General features: G+C 38.8%; 12 protein-coding genes. 9 read left to right on the top strand and 3 right to left on the bottom strand.

Translation table 11 applies throughout. The annotated features are described in order from the left end of the window. Positions 1-863: 863 nt before the first annotated feature. Together miaB and RGRSB_RS02065 are read right to left on the bottom strand one after the other, a co-directional pair. Positions 864-2,204, bottom strand: a complete 1,341-nt coding sequence (gene miaB / locus RGRSB_RS02060; RefSeq protein WP_119259621.1) for a tRNA (N6-isopentenyl adenosine(37)-C2)-methylthiotransferase MiaB — start codon at positions 2,202-2,204, stop codon at positions 864-866. Positions 2,205-2,767: 563 nt separating this feature from the next. Continuing rightward, entirely contained in the window at positions 2,768-3,463 is a 696-nt protein-coding gene (locus RGRSB_RS02065) for a COP23 domain-containing protein (RefSeq protein WP_119259622.1), read from the bottom strand. Between the two features lie 430 nt (positions 3,464-3,893). On the opposite strand from RGRSB_RS02065, the gene RGRSB_RS02070 reads away from it, so the two are divergent. After that, positions 3,894-4,556, top strand: coding sequence for a DUF2301 domain-containing membrane protein (locus RGRSB_RS02070; RefSeq protein WP_119259623.1), 663 nt, complete (start codon positions 3,894-3,896; stop codon positions 4,554-4,556). A gap of 661 nt (positions 4,557-5,217) precedes the next feature. Here the strand turns inward: RGRSB_RS02070 and RGRSB_RS02075 are convergent. Beyond that, on the bottom strand, positions 5,218-6,066 hold the full coding sequence (locus tag RGRSB_RS02075; protein ID WP_119259624.1) for a DNA-formamidopyrimidine glycosylase: 849 nt from the start codon (positions 6,064-6,066) through the stop codon (positions 5,218-5,220). Positions 6,067-7,222: 1,156 nt separating this feature from the next. On the opposite strand from RGRSB_RS02075, the gene RGRSB_RS02080 reads away from it, so the two are divergent. The 8 genes from RGRSB_RS02080 (at position 7,223) to RGRSB_RS02115 (ending at position 13,445) form a co-directional block, all read left to right on the top strand. Further along, on the top strand, positions 7,223-7,645 hold the full coding sequence (locus RGRSB_RS02080) for an ATP synthase subunit I (RefSeq protein WP_119259625.1): 423 nt from the start codon (positions 7,223-7,225) through the stop codon (positions 7,643-7,645). Positions 7,646-7,701: 56 nt separating this feature from the next. Then, complete coding sequence (atpB, locus tag RGRSB_RS02085; RefSeq protein ID WP_119259626.1) at positions 7,702-8,448, top strand: F0F1 ATP synthase subunit A; 747 nt, start codon at positions 7,702-7,704, stop codon at positions 8,446-8,448. 327 nt (positions 8,449-8,775) lie between these two features. Further along, complete coding sequence (atpE, locus tag RGRSB_RS02090; RefSeq protein WP_085435268.1) at positions 8,776-9,021, top strand: ATP synthase F0 subunit C; 246 nt, start codon at positions 8,776-8,778, stop codon at positions 9,019-9,021. Between the two features lie 258 nt (positions 9,022-9,279). Continuing rightward, the gene (locus RGRSB_RS02095) at positions 9,280-9,711 is read left to right on the top strand and encodes a F0F1 ATP synthase subunit B' (protein WP_119259627.1); all 432 of its coding nucleotides are present in this window, start codon (positions 9,280-9,282) and stop codon (positions 9,709-9,711) included. 37 nt (positions 9,712-9,748) lie between these two features. Beyond that, positions 9,749-10,285, top strand: coding sequence for a F0F1 ATP synthase subunit B (locus RGRSB_RS02100; RefSeq protein ID WP_119259628.1), 537 nt, complete (start codon positions 9,749-9,751; stop codon positions 10,283-10,285). Positions 10,286-10,288: 3 nt separating this feature from the next. Beyond that, positions 10,289-10,846, top strand: a complete 558-nt coding sequence (gene atpH / locus RGRSB_RS02105) for an ATP synthase F1 subunit delta (protein WP_119259629.1) — start codon at positions 10,289-10,291, stop codon at positions 10,844-10,846. Positions 10,847-10,894: 48 nt separating this feature from the next. Further along, positions 10,895-12,406, top strand: a complete 1,512-nt coding sequence (gene atpA / locus RGRSB_RS02110) for a F0F1 ATP synthase subunit alpha (protein ID WP_119259630.1) — start codon at positions 10,895-10,897, stop codon at positions 12,404-12,406. Positions 12,407-12,500: 94 nt separating this feature from the next. Continuing rightward, complete coding sequence (locus RGRSB_RS02115) at positions 12,501-13,445, top strand: F0F1 ATP synthase subunit gamma (protein WP_119259631.1); 945 nt, start codon at positions 12,501-12,503, stop codon at positions 13,443-13,445. The last annotated feature ends 619 nt before the right edge of the window (positions 13,446-14,064 follow it).

The following is a 14,064-nucleotide window of genomic DNA, read 5'->3' on the forward strand; positions in this document are numbered from 1 at the left end:
AAATTCTTAAGTAATTACAAACTCCTATCTGTTCTTTTACATCTCCTAGAGAAAGAGCAGAATATCTATTAGTTTTAATTAGTAATTACTTAAGAATTTATTGTCTTTTCTCGATCTTAATCAAATCTTAATAGATACTTATATTAGACACAACCCGTAAAAATTTTAGCAATTTGTTCAATTTTACTATGCTTAGACATAGAACTTTCTGGGGTATTTATCAATCGGGACAGCTTATAATTGGAGTTTTTAAAAATAAGGTGGATTTGAGAAAAAGTAATGTCTAGATTAGGGGTAAGTATCTTCTTAGGTTATCAGAGAGAATTTTTAGTTGGTTATATTTCTCATACCGTCTTTCATGTGGTGATGTTTCTACCGGGAATTCCCTCTTAGTAAATTTGGTCGAATCACACTTATTGGAAGAGAATCGATGAAATAAATTCCTGTAAATTGTCCCTTGTGAGTAGGTAGAAAACAGTACAATAACATCATTGCCTAGGGAATGAGCTCTACAAAATTATGATAGCCGACCAAATTAAAAAATACTTTTTCTCAATAGATAAGGACCTGTGATGTATAACTTTTAAGAAAAGTATCTCTTTTTTTAAAAAAACCTTCAATTAAAGAACAAAATAACAGTGTTGTTCAAATTTTCGATAGAAATTATCTATATAACTAAGTAATCCAGTAAGATAAGGATAAGATTGTATATTCATAGCACCAGACCTCAATAGATTTTGCTTCTCTTTTCCTGCTTAATTCTTCGTCCAACTTTCAATTATAAAATCAGGTTTTAAGTCAAATATTCAGTTCAATATAGCTAAAGCCCTTGCTTTACATTGCCTTGGATTGCAAAACAGTTTTTAATCTAAATTACCTGTCAAACTAAACGCACGAGCTTCAGTGATTTTAACTTCAACAATTTGACCTTTTAATTGATTAATGTTACCCCTAAAAAAGGTTAAACGATTACCCTGAGTTCGCCCCATTACTTGGGTTTTATCTTGTGGGTTTTGTCCTTCTACTAATACCTTTTCCATACGTCCTAAATACCGTTGTGATCTTTCCGCAGCTTTTTGTGCTACCAAGTGATTGAGACGTTGTAGGCGTTCGCTCTTAACGTCTTCACTTAATTGATTCTCCCACAAAGCTGCAGATGTTCCAGGACGGGGGGAATAAGCTGCCGTGTTGAGTTGATCAAATCCAATATCAGCGACCAATTTTAAGGTCTTCTCAAATTGTTTTTCTGTTTCTCCAGGAAACCCCACAATAGCATCAGCACTAATGGAAGCGTCGGGCATAAGATCCCGAATTTTAGAAATAATTCGGCGGTATTTCTCTTGGGTATAACCCCGTTTCATAGCTTTGAGTATTTCATTATCTCCTGACTGAAAGGGAATATGGAAGTGTTCGCATACCTTAGATAATTCTTGACAAGCAACTATTAAACGTTCAGTAAAATAACGAGGATGACTTGTAGCGAAACGAATGCGCTCAATTCCAGGAATATCATGAACAGTGTAAAGTAAATCTGTTAGGGTGTATCGATGTCTACCCGTTTGTGTCACTCCCGGTAAATCTCGTCCATAGGCATCAATATTTTGTCCTAAGAGGGTAACTTCTTTGTATCCTTGTTGTCCTAAGACTTTTATCTCTTTTAGAATCTCTTCTGAAGTTCTCGATTGTTCCACACCACGTACATTAGGAACCACACAATAAGTGCAACGTTCGTTACAGCCATAGATAATATTCACCCAAGCAGTAATAGTACTTTCTCTACGGGGTTTTGTGATATCTTCAACAATATGGATGGGTTCAGTGGCAACTACTTGATTACCATCATAGACTTGTTGTAGTAGATCTTCTAGACGGTTAGCGTGTTGTGGTCCCATAACTAAGTCCAATTCAGGAACCCGACGCAGGATTCTCTGTCCTTCTTGTTGTGCGACACAACCAGCCACTACTAGGGTTAAACTGGGGTTTTTATGTTTTCGTTTGGCCTGTTTTCCCAAGTATGAATAGACTTTTTGTTCAGCATTATCCCTGATGGTACAGGTATTGTAGAGAATTAAATCAGCGTTGTTAGGATTTTCTGACCAAACGAACCCCATATCTTCGAGGATACCTGCCATGCGCTCCGAGTCAGCTTTGTTCATCTGACAGCCAAAGGTAATTATATGGTAGTAACGTGGGGAAGAAGCCATAGCTTAGGTTGTAGACTAAATATTTTTTTAGAAGAGTCTAGTCCCCTATTATAATCTGTTCATCATCTACATGACTTGTCCTAAAAACTAAAATAGACGATACCAGCTGAAATTGGACAACAAAACCACTAAACTTCAAACTAACTTTCAGTGAAGAATATTAACAACTAAGATGGGAAAGATCGTAATTAGTGTAGTAGGTTTTAGAGAAAAAAATTCTTAATATTCGTTCAAGATTTCCTTAACTTATGGACGTCGCCAGCGTCGTGATCTTGATATTTCCGTAATCTAAGCGGAACAAGCATTATTTTTAAGACCAACTAGTTCGATTGAAGGATTGTTTTGTAGTGGAGATTCTAATTTATAGATATATTGGTGATAGGGAGAAATTTAAGTTGTTTGTCATCATAAGTAGCTACTTGTGATTGTTCCGGGAGAAGAGAGGAATTGCTTAAAAGTAAAAGCAGAGAGCAGCATAAGAGCTTACTCTCTAGCAAATTAACCGAATCAAATAGGAAGGAAGTAATCACACAATTGGAATGTTTTTTTTCCGAAATCTGAGATTATTCCACAACAGGAGGTAATTCCCCAACAGCAAGTTCAGGACCACCAATTCCTTCAGCAATACCGCCAGAAACACCAATCTTGAATTGGGTTAGGGTTGTAGCTGCGTGCTGTGCGTTCTCAGGCTTGAGGGTGAAAATTACGTTTCTGGTAGACGCATTTTCGGGATCATGAGAAAGGAAGATTACCCGTTCTCCATTAACTTTCCCCACTAAGCTAGATTCGCTAAGTTGTGCTACCTGTTCGGGGGTAACTAAACCAAAGGCGTAGGAAAGATTGGTTAAGCGAGCACTAACGGTTTGACAACGACTTTCAGGAATGTAAGCTCCATCAGGATGGCTGGAAGGCAGGGTTGCTGTCCAAACCATCATGGGCTGACTATCTAGACCGTACTCAGCAGAAATATCCTCTGTGGTATAAACAGGATAGTGATCAGGATCCATTGTTTCCCGTACTGCTTTTTCTACAGTTGCGTAGCTTCCGTCCCCTTGAGCTTCACAGGTAAAAACAACCTTTTCTTGAATATGGGGAATCACTGCGCGGTTGCTGTCCCAATCTACACTAGAAGGAAATCCTTCTGAGACCATGTTATACTGGGGATATTTAGGATGAGCTTGGGCTCCAGAAATTGTGCTTAGTAAACCAAGGGTGGCTAATGCACTTGCCGCAACAACTTTAACTGAATTGTTAACCATTTTGACCTCCAAAGAGTGTAAGAAGCAGTGATTAATAGCTACTGCTATATTTTTATAAAACTTCCTATTAGCTAAAAGGCTTTAGGATAGTTCCACTTCCTCACCTCACACATTACGTCGTACAGGTCGTCAACCGTCGCGCCTTAACTTACGCGCCTTGTCTACAACTATAGACATCCTAACCTTATCATTATGTTCAAAGCTTACAATCATAGCATTATTTTACAATTGAGTTAAGAAACTAAGATTCCCCTTCTTGCATCAGTTCCTGCTAACCCAAAATGGTCCAAGACCGGATGCTAGTGCAAAGAAAAGGGATAATTTTTAAACTTAATATCGGTTTTATGATTTAAGAGGTCGGCTCTATAATTTAAGAGGGAAAGAATAAAATTTAGGAGTTAAATTGAGTTAGAATTAACAAAAAAATATTATGAGTACTAAAACTGAACAACTAGCCGTTTATAAAGGACAATTTGGGGAATTTATTATTACTCAAAATGATCGCATAGAGGTCATTATCTATCGTTTGGGGTTATGTTTAGCGGCCTTCAGCTTTGGGATTGCTACCCTTTTGGTGTTGATCATTGGAGAACAACTCTGGGTACTAAACTTGCTAACCCTATTATTTATACTGTTTTCAGTGGGATTAGGGATTAGTTTAGCAACTATTCATATTTATCTCCGTGCTCTCCATCGACTATTACAGGTGTTTTGGATGATTGGGACAATCACGGCATTAATTATTGCCTGGCAAAGTCCTGATCCTCTAGCCCTATTTGTCTACAATCATCCTTCAACCTTATTCGGGATTGGTTTTACTTTTGCTGCTTTAACAGGGATCTTCTTTAAAGAAGCCTTTTGTTTTAATCGTTTAGAAACCAAATTTATGACCTTTTTAGTTCCCAGTCTCTTGTTAGGTCATTTAACAGGAATTCTACCGGTTGTGGTAGAAGCAGTATTATTAGCCATTTGTGGATTTTTATTTATTATTTTTGGTTCACGCAAAGCGATTCAAGCTATCCCCCCTGATATTGGTGATAAATCTGTATTCACCCATCTTGAACAACAACGCTCTATATCACTATCATCGTAGTGAATGGGTCGGAGATGAAGTTAACCTTTTAACTCTTCAGGTTTTTCTATCCTTCAACAACCATCAGAATTATGTCACATACAGATAAAGGACTTCAGTGAATATCAACTTTTTGAGGCTGATGTTTGGTTATGCTGTCAATAAGATTCGGAGCTATTCAAGGTAATTTCTATAATCAATTCCATCGTTAAAGCCAACCGAACTGCTACTTTAATTATGGCGTTTAAGGACTGATTGTCTTAGTTGAATTTAGAAATTACGAAGGCAACTCTTTATTCATATCATGTTTATACCTGAGACATTTGGTCTGCCGATATCAACAAAACATAAAAATAAATAGTTTAATATTGTACATTTTGTATTTTACCAAAAACTTTAAGGCAAGATGTAAAGCCCGTAGGACCAGTATAGAATAGGACCACTTCAAGGCTTTGAATTATGGGCTCACTAGTTACAGGAATTGTTTTAGCAATTTTGTGCTCCTATAACGGAGTCTTAAAATCTGAGTTCTCAGGATTTAGGTCCAAACGTATCTTAGAAAGCTTACAACATCGACTTTTCAGACCATGGCAGCCCCAACTTTCATTGGTCTTTATAAGGGATAGAAATTAGAAAAAGTAGTATGAGAAGTATTTTAAAGGGCAGAAGTGAGTGTTACAATTTACCTTTGACATTGTGGACAGAAGTGAGTAGAACGTCCTCCCAATTTTAAACGCTCAATGGCTATTCCACAAACTCGACAGGATTCTCCGGTGCGACCATAGACCCAGGCAATCCTTCCATAATTACCCTTTGTTCCCGTCAATCCTCGAAAATCACTAAAAGTCATCCCTCCTTTTTCGATAGCCTCTTTCAATACTTCAATAATTGACCTTCTTAACTTTTGGAGTTGTTTATGGTTTAAATTTTTAGCCATTATGGTCGGTCGAATGCCACTCTTGAATAATGCTTCATCTGCATAAATATTTCCTAATCCTGCCACAATCCCTTGATCTAATAACAAAGTTTTAATATTGCGTTGACTAATTCTTAATTTTTCAATTAAATAACCTAAAGAGAATTCCTCAGAAAAAGGTTCAGGACCCAATTTTTTTAACCCCGTGATAATTATTTCTGGGTTTTGGTTTGGGGGAACCCACCATAGCCTACCAAAAGTGCGAATATCAACAAAACGTAACTCTTTATCTTTACCACAAAACAAACGTAGGCGCGTATGGGTCTGTTGCGGTTCAAGTTGATTCAACCACAACAACTGACCGGTCATTCGTAAATGAATGCCTAAAAAACCTCCATTTTCACCCGACTCTTTTTTCAATCTTCCTAATAAATATTTTCCTCGTCGCTCCCAACCATTAACAGTGACATTGGTGATATTAGTCAAAAATTCCGTAACTGACAAAGGATGAGCGAGAGTACGATTCAGTAATACTTCGCCACCTCGTATTGTTATTCCTAAAGTTAATCGATTAAGTTCTTTACGAACAGTTTCTACTTCGGGAAGTTCTGGCACAATCTTATCCTAAAAATTATGGTTAGCAACAATAGTCCAGTCCTAGTAATCTTAATTTAAGAGTGCTTCCTTCGTAATAGCAAGGGATTTTTCCTTGGCGGATACTAAAAAATACGATGTTTAATTTTTTACAAGGACAAAAAAGTTGCTAGTGTCAATGCCACCAAGACTGCCACTAGAGTTATCATAATTAATTCTATATAAAGCTGGCGATAATCAGGATGGATGATTCCAGATTTGTCAACACCAGCAACAGTTTCTATATCTTCCGGGATTATCTAATCCTCCTAATAGATACTATTAGATAGTAGAATCTTAATGATCAAAATTTTAAGTTTTATTGTAAATTTGACTATATTACCTCAACAAAATTAAGTGAAGTGTCTCCAAAATCTTGAAAACAGGAAAGTTTTAACTAATTAAAGTCTAAAGTTTTTCGACGAAAGTAACGTACTTTTGTGCTCATAGTTCTAGGTTGAAGGCTAATTTGGTAGCTGTAGTGGGAGCTATCACTAACCCAATAAATTATTCAAGTTGGTTGTAAGTTCAGTAAATTTTGAATTCCCAATAGTTAAGAATCTAAATTTTTCAACGTTGCGCTTAAGATCCAAACGGTTGCAATGTTTTAGGCTCGGATTTGGCACACCAAGGGGAATTCTTCTGACTTTGTAATGGATCTCAATAATTTGGATAAGTCACTATGTTCTATATTAGTTGGAATGGATGGTAGTTCAAATCCCAAAGACTATAAACATTAGACTGAGTATGGGTACTCATAAGGTAGGGATAGGTCAGTTAGAAATCACTAACAGTCGACTTAATTCGGCTTATACTTGAGAAACGTACGATTAATTTTTCGCTATTATAATTTTTTTTTACTCATCAAAATTTCTCTATCTTCTTACTTACAAGAGTTTGCTATAAAAAATATTGACTAAGAAAAAACAGTTTTATGCTTAAGTAGTTCATTAGAAGATTGGGCAGTTACAGTGTGGTATCAGCAATTAAAAACAATCTTGACGGATTATAGTGATCCCAAGAATCCCTCACCTCTAGTGAAGGGAGTGTCAAAACAGGTACCCTTCCATGATATCATTGCTGACGGTTCGCTATTGGCTTCATGGATTGATTCTAATAGCTTCATTTGTCTAACACTATGCCTGTGATTGATCGTCAAACCCCGACGGCTGAAACCGTTTCCCCCTCAGTTGATCCTATGAGAGATTACTATCGATTGCAACGCACTTTGTTGTTATTGAGTTTATCTCTTACGGGGATTATTTTTATCTGTGTCTGGACTGCTTATTCCCTAGATACAGCTCTTAACTACTTGATAGGAGCTATTGTCGGCATTGTTTATTTGAAACTATTAGCCAGGGACGTAGCACAACTTGGTTTAGTCCATAAACGGATGGGGAATAGAGGGATGGGGTTATTTGTGATCTTAATTGTTGTGGCTAGTCAATGGCAGAAAATGCATGTCCTCCCAGCTTTTCTGGGATTTCTGACTTATAAAGCCGCCATAATCGCCTATATGCTCAAAAGTGTTTTAACACCGGAATCTGAGCCAAGGTATTAGGGCATCGAGGAAATTAACCATTCTCGTATTTTGATTAAGTAAATAAATCTCACCGAATGACAATGTTAGATGGTTTGAGTTTTGTACAAACATTTCCTCTTGCTTCATTAGAAGTCGGTCAGCATTGGTACTGGGAAATTGGGAACTATAGGGTACATGGACAAGTATTCATGACCTCCTGGTTCGTGATTAGCCTCTTGGTGATAGCATCTTTAGCCGCCACTCAGAATGTGCAACGCATCCCCAATGGAATGCAAAATTTTATGGAGTATGTCCTAGAATTTTTGCGAGACTTGGCTAAAAATCAATTAGGAGAAAAGGAATATAGGCCTTGGTTACCCTTCATTGGGACCTTGTTTTTATTTATCTTTGTCTCCAACTGGTCAGGTGCGTTAGTTCCTTGGGCGTTAATTAAACTTCCAGAAGGAGAATTAGCTGCTCCTACCAACGACATCAATACCACTGTTGCCTTAGCACTACTAACTTCTCTAGCGTACTTCTACGCTGGTCTAAGCAAGAAAGGATTGAGCTATTTTTCTCACTATGTAGAGCCAATTCCTGTTCTCTTACCAATTAAGATCTTAGAAGATTTCACCAAGCCTTTATCTCTAAGCTTCCGTTTGTTTGGAAACATCCTCGCGGATGAATTAGTGGTGGCGGTATTGGTCTTCTTAGTGCCTTTGTTCATTCCCTTACCTATTATGGCCTTGGGGTTATTCACAAGTGCGATCCAAGCCTTGGTATTTGCCACCTTAGCGGGGGCTTATATTCATGAGGCGATCGAATCTGAAGAAGAACATTAATTCTTACATAAGGTATAAAGCAATGATCGAGTGTCGTAAATTGAATAGGATCTGTTATTGAAATATGCCCAAAACATAGGACAATATCAGATGGGTTCATTTTTACAATTCAACATTGATAATTGCTGAACTCTTCAAGCACATAGGGGTTGACTAGTGGGGCTTTTTTCCTCGAGAATTCAGAGAGCGCTCCGCCGTACGACGACGGAGCCAGCTCTAACCTTCGGTCAATAACTATTCATTGCTTGGGAACATCACCCTCCGTGGTTGTTAATCTAAACAACTCACTCCGAAATTTGTACTGTCAATAAAAAAGGAAGAATCACAATGAATCCAACTATTGCTGCTGCTTCAGTTATCGCTGCCGCCCTCGCTGTCGGTTTAGCGGCTATCGGACCTGGTTTTGGACAAGGTAATGCTTCTGGAGAGGCAGTTTCTGGGATTGCCCGTCAACCAGAAGCAGAAGGCAAAATCCGGGGTACTTTACTTTTAAGTTTAGCGTTCATGGAATCTTTAACCATCTATGGTCTAGTTATTGCGCTAGTTTTACTTTTCGCTAACCCCTTTGCATAAGCGGTTTTGAAACAGTAGAGACGCGCGCTGTGTGAAGACAAAAAGCAAAAAGAGACGATACAGACCTTACTGCTTTTACTAATGTCGGCTCAGACAACATCGGGTGTAGTAAATCAAAAAAAGTTTGTATTAACTTGGCTACTTGTGACTTCAATCATTGTCTCGTCTCTACTGATTCCTCCACCATACCAACCAGAGATTCGTTAGCCGCTTGAATCTTTTTTGTTTTGACTGAAACATTAATGGGAACCGCAAAAAATGTTTGATTTTGATGCAACTATGCCTTTAATGGCTTTACAATTTGTTCTCTTGGCAGTTGTCCTCAATGGAATTTTTTACAAGCCCTTGAGTAAAGCATTAGACGAGCGAGCAGATTATATCCATCAGAAAGAGACTGATGAAAAAAAGCGTCTAGCTAAAGCTAAAGAATTGGCTCTAGAATATGAAGCGCAGCTTGCCGATGCGCGTAAGCGGTCTCAAGAAGTAATCGCACAAGCTCAGGCTGACGCACAAAAAATTGCAGCCAAAGCTTTAGCTAATGCTCAACGAAAAGCCCAAGAGGAAAAAGAGAAAGTTGCCCAAGAAATCACCCAACAACGCCAAGAAGCACTGGGTGTTCTAGAACAACAGGTTGATATCCTAAGCCGTAAAATTCTAGAAAAACTTCTAGGGCCTGAATTTGTAAATTAAATCTGCCATCGATTGAGTTTTCACTAGCAAAATACGTATGATCGATTCTTTTTTTATATTAGCTACAGAAGCCCATGAGGCCAGTCAAGGTGGGTTCGGCTTAGATTTTAATCTTCTAGAAACGAACCTTCTTAATCTTGTTATTCTCATTGGGGTGTTGGTATTCTACGGCAGCAAAGTTTTGGGAAATATCTTGAGTGAGCGGAGATTGCAGATTGCTGGTGCTATTCAAGAAGCTGAGGAACGTCAACGCAAAGCAGCCGATGCTTTGGGAAAGGAACAGCAGAAATTAACGCAAGCTCAAGCTGAAGCTAAACGAATTTGTCAAAGGGCTAAAGACAGAGCTGCTACTCTAGCTAAAGAAATTGCTGAAAAAAGTAGGCAAGATGTGGAGCGTCTTAAAGAGACGGCTGCAGCCGATCTTAGTAGTGAGCAAGAACGAGTCATTGCTCAATTGAAAAAACAAATTGCTCAAATGGCTATCAATAAAGCGGAAAGCCAACTCAAAGAACAGGTCAATGAGGATATGCAACATCTCCTAATCGACCGTAGTATCGCTCAGTTAGGAGGTTGATTAATGAAAGGTTCCCTCATTAGTACTGCGATTGCTGAACCTTACGCTCAAGCGTTAATGTCAGTGGCTTTGAACCACGATCTCGCCGATGCCTTTGGGGAAGAATGCCGGTCCTTAGTTGCCTTATTGGAAGAGTCTCCTGATTTGGAAGCATTTATTGCATCCCCAGTGATCAAAGAAATAGACAAAAAAACTGTTTTGAGACAGATCATGGGAGAAGGAGCTAATTTTTATCTACTCAATTTTATGATGTTGTTGGTAGATAAACGGCGGATTATCTTCCTTGAAAAAATTTGCCAGCAATATATTGCCCTATTGCGGAAGTTGACCAATATCGTTTTAGCCGAAGTTACTTCAGTCAAAGAATTGAGCAAAGAACAAAGTGAGTCTATAGCCAACAAAATTGAAGAACTTACTGGTGCGAGAGGCGTAGAAATCAAAACGAAAATTGATCCTGACTTGATTGGGGGTGTCACTATTAAAGTAGGGTCTCAAGTCTTTGATGCCAGCCTTCGAGGACAACTACGCCGTGTCAGTCTTAGCTTAAGCGGTATCGCTTAGGTTATTTGTGTTTCATTGTATCCATTCGACTTCTAGAACAACTTAACTATGGTTAGCATCAGACCCGACGAAATTAGCAGCATTATTCGCCAGCAAATTGAATCCTACGATCAAACTGTAACAGTTTCTAACGTGGGAACAGTGCTTCAAGTAGGAGATGGAACTGCCCGTATTTATGGCTTAGAACAAGCCATGGCTGGAGAACTTCTTGAATTTGAAGATGGAACTATCGGAATCGCTCTCAACCTTGAAGAAGATAACGTTGGGGCCGTATTAATGGGAACCGGTCTTGATATTCAAGAAGGGAGTACCGTTAAAGCTACTGGAAGAATTGCCCAAGTTCCCGTAGGGGAAGCAATGATAGGACGGGTGGTTGATTCCCTAGGTCGTCCTCTTGATGGTAAAGGAGATATTAATACTTCTGAAACTGGTCTAATCGAATCGATGGCCCCTGGGATTGTTGCTCGCAAATCCGTTTGTGAACCTATGCAAACAGGAATTACAGCTATTGATGCGATGATTCCTGTGGGACGGGGACAACGGGAATTGATTATCGGTGATCGTAAAACGGGAAAAACGGCAATTGCGATTGATACCATCATTAATCAGAAGTCCGAAGACGTAATCTGTGTCTATGTAGCGATTGGACAAAAAGCATCTACTGTCGCACAGGTGATAAGAACCCTCGAAGAAAATGGTGCGATGGACTATACCATAGTCGTCGCCGCTAACGCAAATGATCCAGCCACATTACAGTATCTTGCTCCCTATACGGGAGCCACCCTTGCTGAGTACTTTATGTATAAGGGCAAGGCTACCTTGATAATTTACGATGACCTCTCCAAACAAGCTCAAGCTTACCGTCAGTTATCTTTATTACTAAAACGCCCTCCTGGTCGGGAAGCTTATCCTGGAGATGTGTTCTATATCCACTCTCGCTTATTGGAACGTGCTGCAAAACTTAGCGACAATCTCGGTGGGGGTAGTATGACAGCGTTACCCGTGATTGAAACCCAAGCAGGTGACGTTTCTGCTTACATTCCTACGAACGTAATTTCTATCACTGACGGACAGATCTTCCTTTCTAGCGACTTGTTTAACTCAGGTTTCCGTCCCGCTATCAATGCAGGGATTTCAGTAAGTAGAGTAGGATCTGCGGCTCAAACCAAGGCTATGAAAAAGGTCGCTGGTAAATTGAAACTAGAATTAGCACAATTTGCTGAATTAGAAGCGTTTTCCCAATTTGCCTCTGATCTAGATACCGCTACTCAGTCTCAACTATCACGGGGTCAACGGTTACGTGAAGTATTGAAGCAACCTGAAAATTCTCCCTTAGCAGTGTGGGAACAGGTAGCAATTTCCTATGCAGGATTAAATGGTTATCTTGATGAAGTTGCTGTGGAGAAGGTGACTAAATTTACCATGGGACTACGAAACTATATTAAAACCAGTAAAGCAAGATTTACTGAGATCATTGGAGTCGAGAAAACACTTACTGATGAAGCAGAAAGCCTCCTCAAAGAAGCTATTGAGGAATATAAACAGGCCTTTGCAGCGTAATTTACCATAAGTCAGTGGTTAGTCATTTCCTAACGAACGAGAAGGGAGGCTAACCACCCACGATTCCTTATGAATAATTAATCCAAAAAAAAATATGCCTAACCTCAAAGCTATCCGTGATCGGATTGAATCCGTCAAAAATACAAAAAAAATTACCGAGGCTATGCGTCTGGTAGCCGCCGCTAAGGTTCGCCGGGCTCAAGAACAGGTAATGTCTACTCGTCCTTTTGCTGATAATTTAGCCAATGTTCTTTATAATTTGCTCAACCGTCTCAAGTATGGGGATGTAAATCTCCCCCTATTGCAACAAAGACAGGTCAAAACTGTAGCTATAGTTGTTGTCTCAGGTGATCGGGGGTTATGTGGTGGATATAACTCTTATGTGATTCGTCGTGCAGAACAACGCAAAAAAGAATTAGAAGCTCAAGGACTTGATTATTGTTTCATCACCATTGGACGTAAATCAACTCAATATTTTTCTCGTCGCGAAGTTCCCATTGCAACTAAGTATATAGGACTAAATCAAATCCCTACAGCCGATGAAGCTGGATCTATTGCTGACGAGTTATTATCTCTGTTTTTGTCGGAAACAGTTGACCGAGTGGAGTTAATTTATACTCGTTTTGTTTCCTTGATCAGTTCTCGTCCTGTGATTCAAACTCTGTTACCTTTGACTCTTCAGGGGTTGGAAGTTGAAGACGATGAAATATTCCGCTTAATTACCCGTGAAGGGAGATTGCAGATAGAAAGAGAAACGATTACTCAAGAGCTCGAGAGTTTTCCCCAAGACATGATCTTCGAACAAGATCCCTTGCAAATTCTCGATTCCCTGTTACCTCTATATATCAACAACCAATTACTTAGGGGATTGGAAGAAGCATCGGCGAGCGAATTAGCAGCTCGAATGACGGCGATGAGTAACGCGAGTGATAATGCTGGACAGTTAATTAACAGTCTTACTCTATCCTACAACAAAGCGCGTCAAGCAGCAATTACTCAACAGTTAATGGAAGTGGTTGCTGGTGCTAATGCTTTGTAGGAGTTAACTATTAGAACAATTTAATAATCTTTCGAGCGTTTAGAAATTTTTCTAAACGCTTGTTCTTTAACAAATAGCAAACACCTTTGATGTCCTATCTATCTTAGTGTTAGAATATCGTCAGTTGTCTAAGTTGACGATAGTATACGAGGCATCTCGCCAGAGAATATATCCCGATACTAAACAAAAGCAAGTATTAGTTAAAACCTTTAGGTGATGTCGGTAATGTTGGGAATGTTTATTTTTCAGACTGACTCATGCAAGAAAAATTATTAAAAGACAAGTAGAAATTTATCGAGGAAGTTGTTCAAAGTCTTTTGTCAGGACTTAAAAAAGAAATTCTTAGCTGAGTGATACTTTTTTTCAGTGCTTATAAGCATTTACAAGTTGTGGCTTTAAGTCTATTGTGGTCTGTCTAATATATCTTCGACAAAATAAAAAAATCAATAAAACAAAACAAGCTATTTTACAAGCACAAAAAGAGTACACTCGTCAAAGGAAAGTTAGTTGCCAAGATCCCTCCCACGAGCTCTAGATGTGAAGTGGATTTCTGCAAAAACTATCACATTGTTTAATCAATAAAAACCAAGTAATTGCTGTGAAAAACGACTAAAAGGCA

The sequence above is a fragment of the cyanobacterium endosymbiont of Rhopalodia gibberula genome (assembly GCF_003574135.1).
GTDB lineage: Bacteria > Cyanobacteriota > Cyanobacteriia > Cyanobacteriales > Microcystaceae > Rippkaea.

What these genes read in the sequence shown, in the direction of transcription:
- atpB (WP_119259626.1), top strand. Translation starts at nt 7,702, where the DNA reads ATGACAATGTTAGATGGTTTGAGTTTTGTACAAACATTTCCTCTTGCT.
- RGRSB_RS02100 (WP_119259628.1), top strand. Translation starts at nt 9,749, where the DNA reads ATGATCGATTCTTTTTTTATATTAGCTACAGAAGCCCATGAGGCCAGT.
- miaB (WP_119259621.1), bottom strand. Translation starts at nt 2,204, where the DNA reads ATGGCTTCTTCCCCACGTTACTACCATATAATTACCTTTGGCTGTCAG.
- RGRSB_RS02095 (WP_119259627.1), top strand. Translation starts at nt 9,280, where the DNA reads ATGTTTGATTTTGATGCAACTATGCCTTTAATGGCTTTACAATTTGTT.
- RGRSB_RS02080 (WP_119259625.1), top strand. Translation starts at nt 7,223, where the DNA reads ATGCCTGTGATTGATCGTCAAACCCCGACGGCTGAAACCGTTTCCCCC.
- RGRSB_RS02115 (WP_119259631.1), top strand. Translation starts at nt 12,501, where the DNA reads ATGCCTAACCTCAAAGCTATCCGTGATCGGATTGAATCCGTCAAAAAT.
- RGRSB_RS02070 (WP_119259623.1), top strand. Translation starts at nt 3,894, where the DNA reads ATGAGTACTAAAACTGAACAACTAGCCGTTTATAAAGGACAATTTGGG.
- RGRSB_RS02065 (WP_119259622.1), bottom strand. Translation starts at nt 3,463, where the DNA reads ATGGTTAACAATTCAGTTAAAGTTGTTGCGGCAAGTGCATTAGCCACC.
- atpE (WP_085435268.1), top strand. Translation starts at nt 8,776, where the DNA reads ATGAATCCAACTATTGCTGCTGCTTCAGTTATCGCTGCCGCCCTCGCT.
- atpH (WP_119259629.1), top strand. Translation starts at nt 10,289, where the DNA reads ATGAAAGGTTCCCTCATTAGTACTGCGATTGCTGAACCTTACGCTCAA.
- atpA (WP_119259630.1), top strand. Translation starts at nt 10,895, where the DNA reads ATGGTTAGCATCAGACCCGACGAAATTAGCAGCATTATTCGCCAGCAA.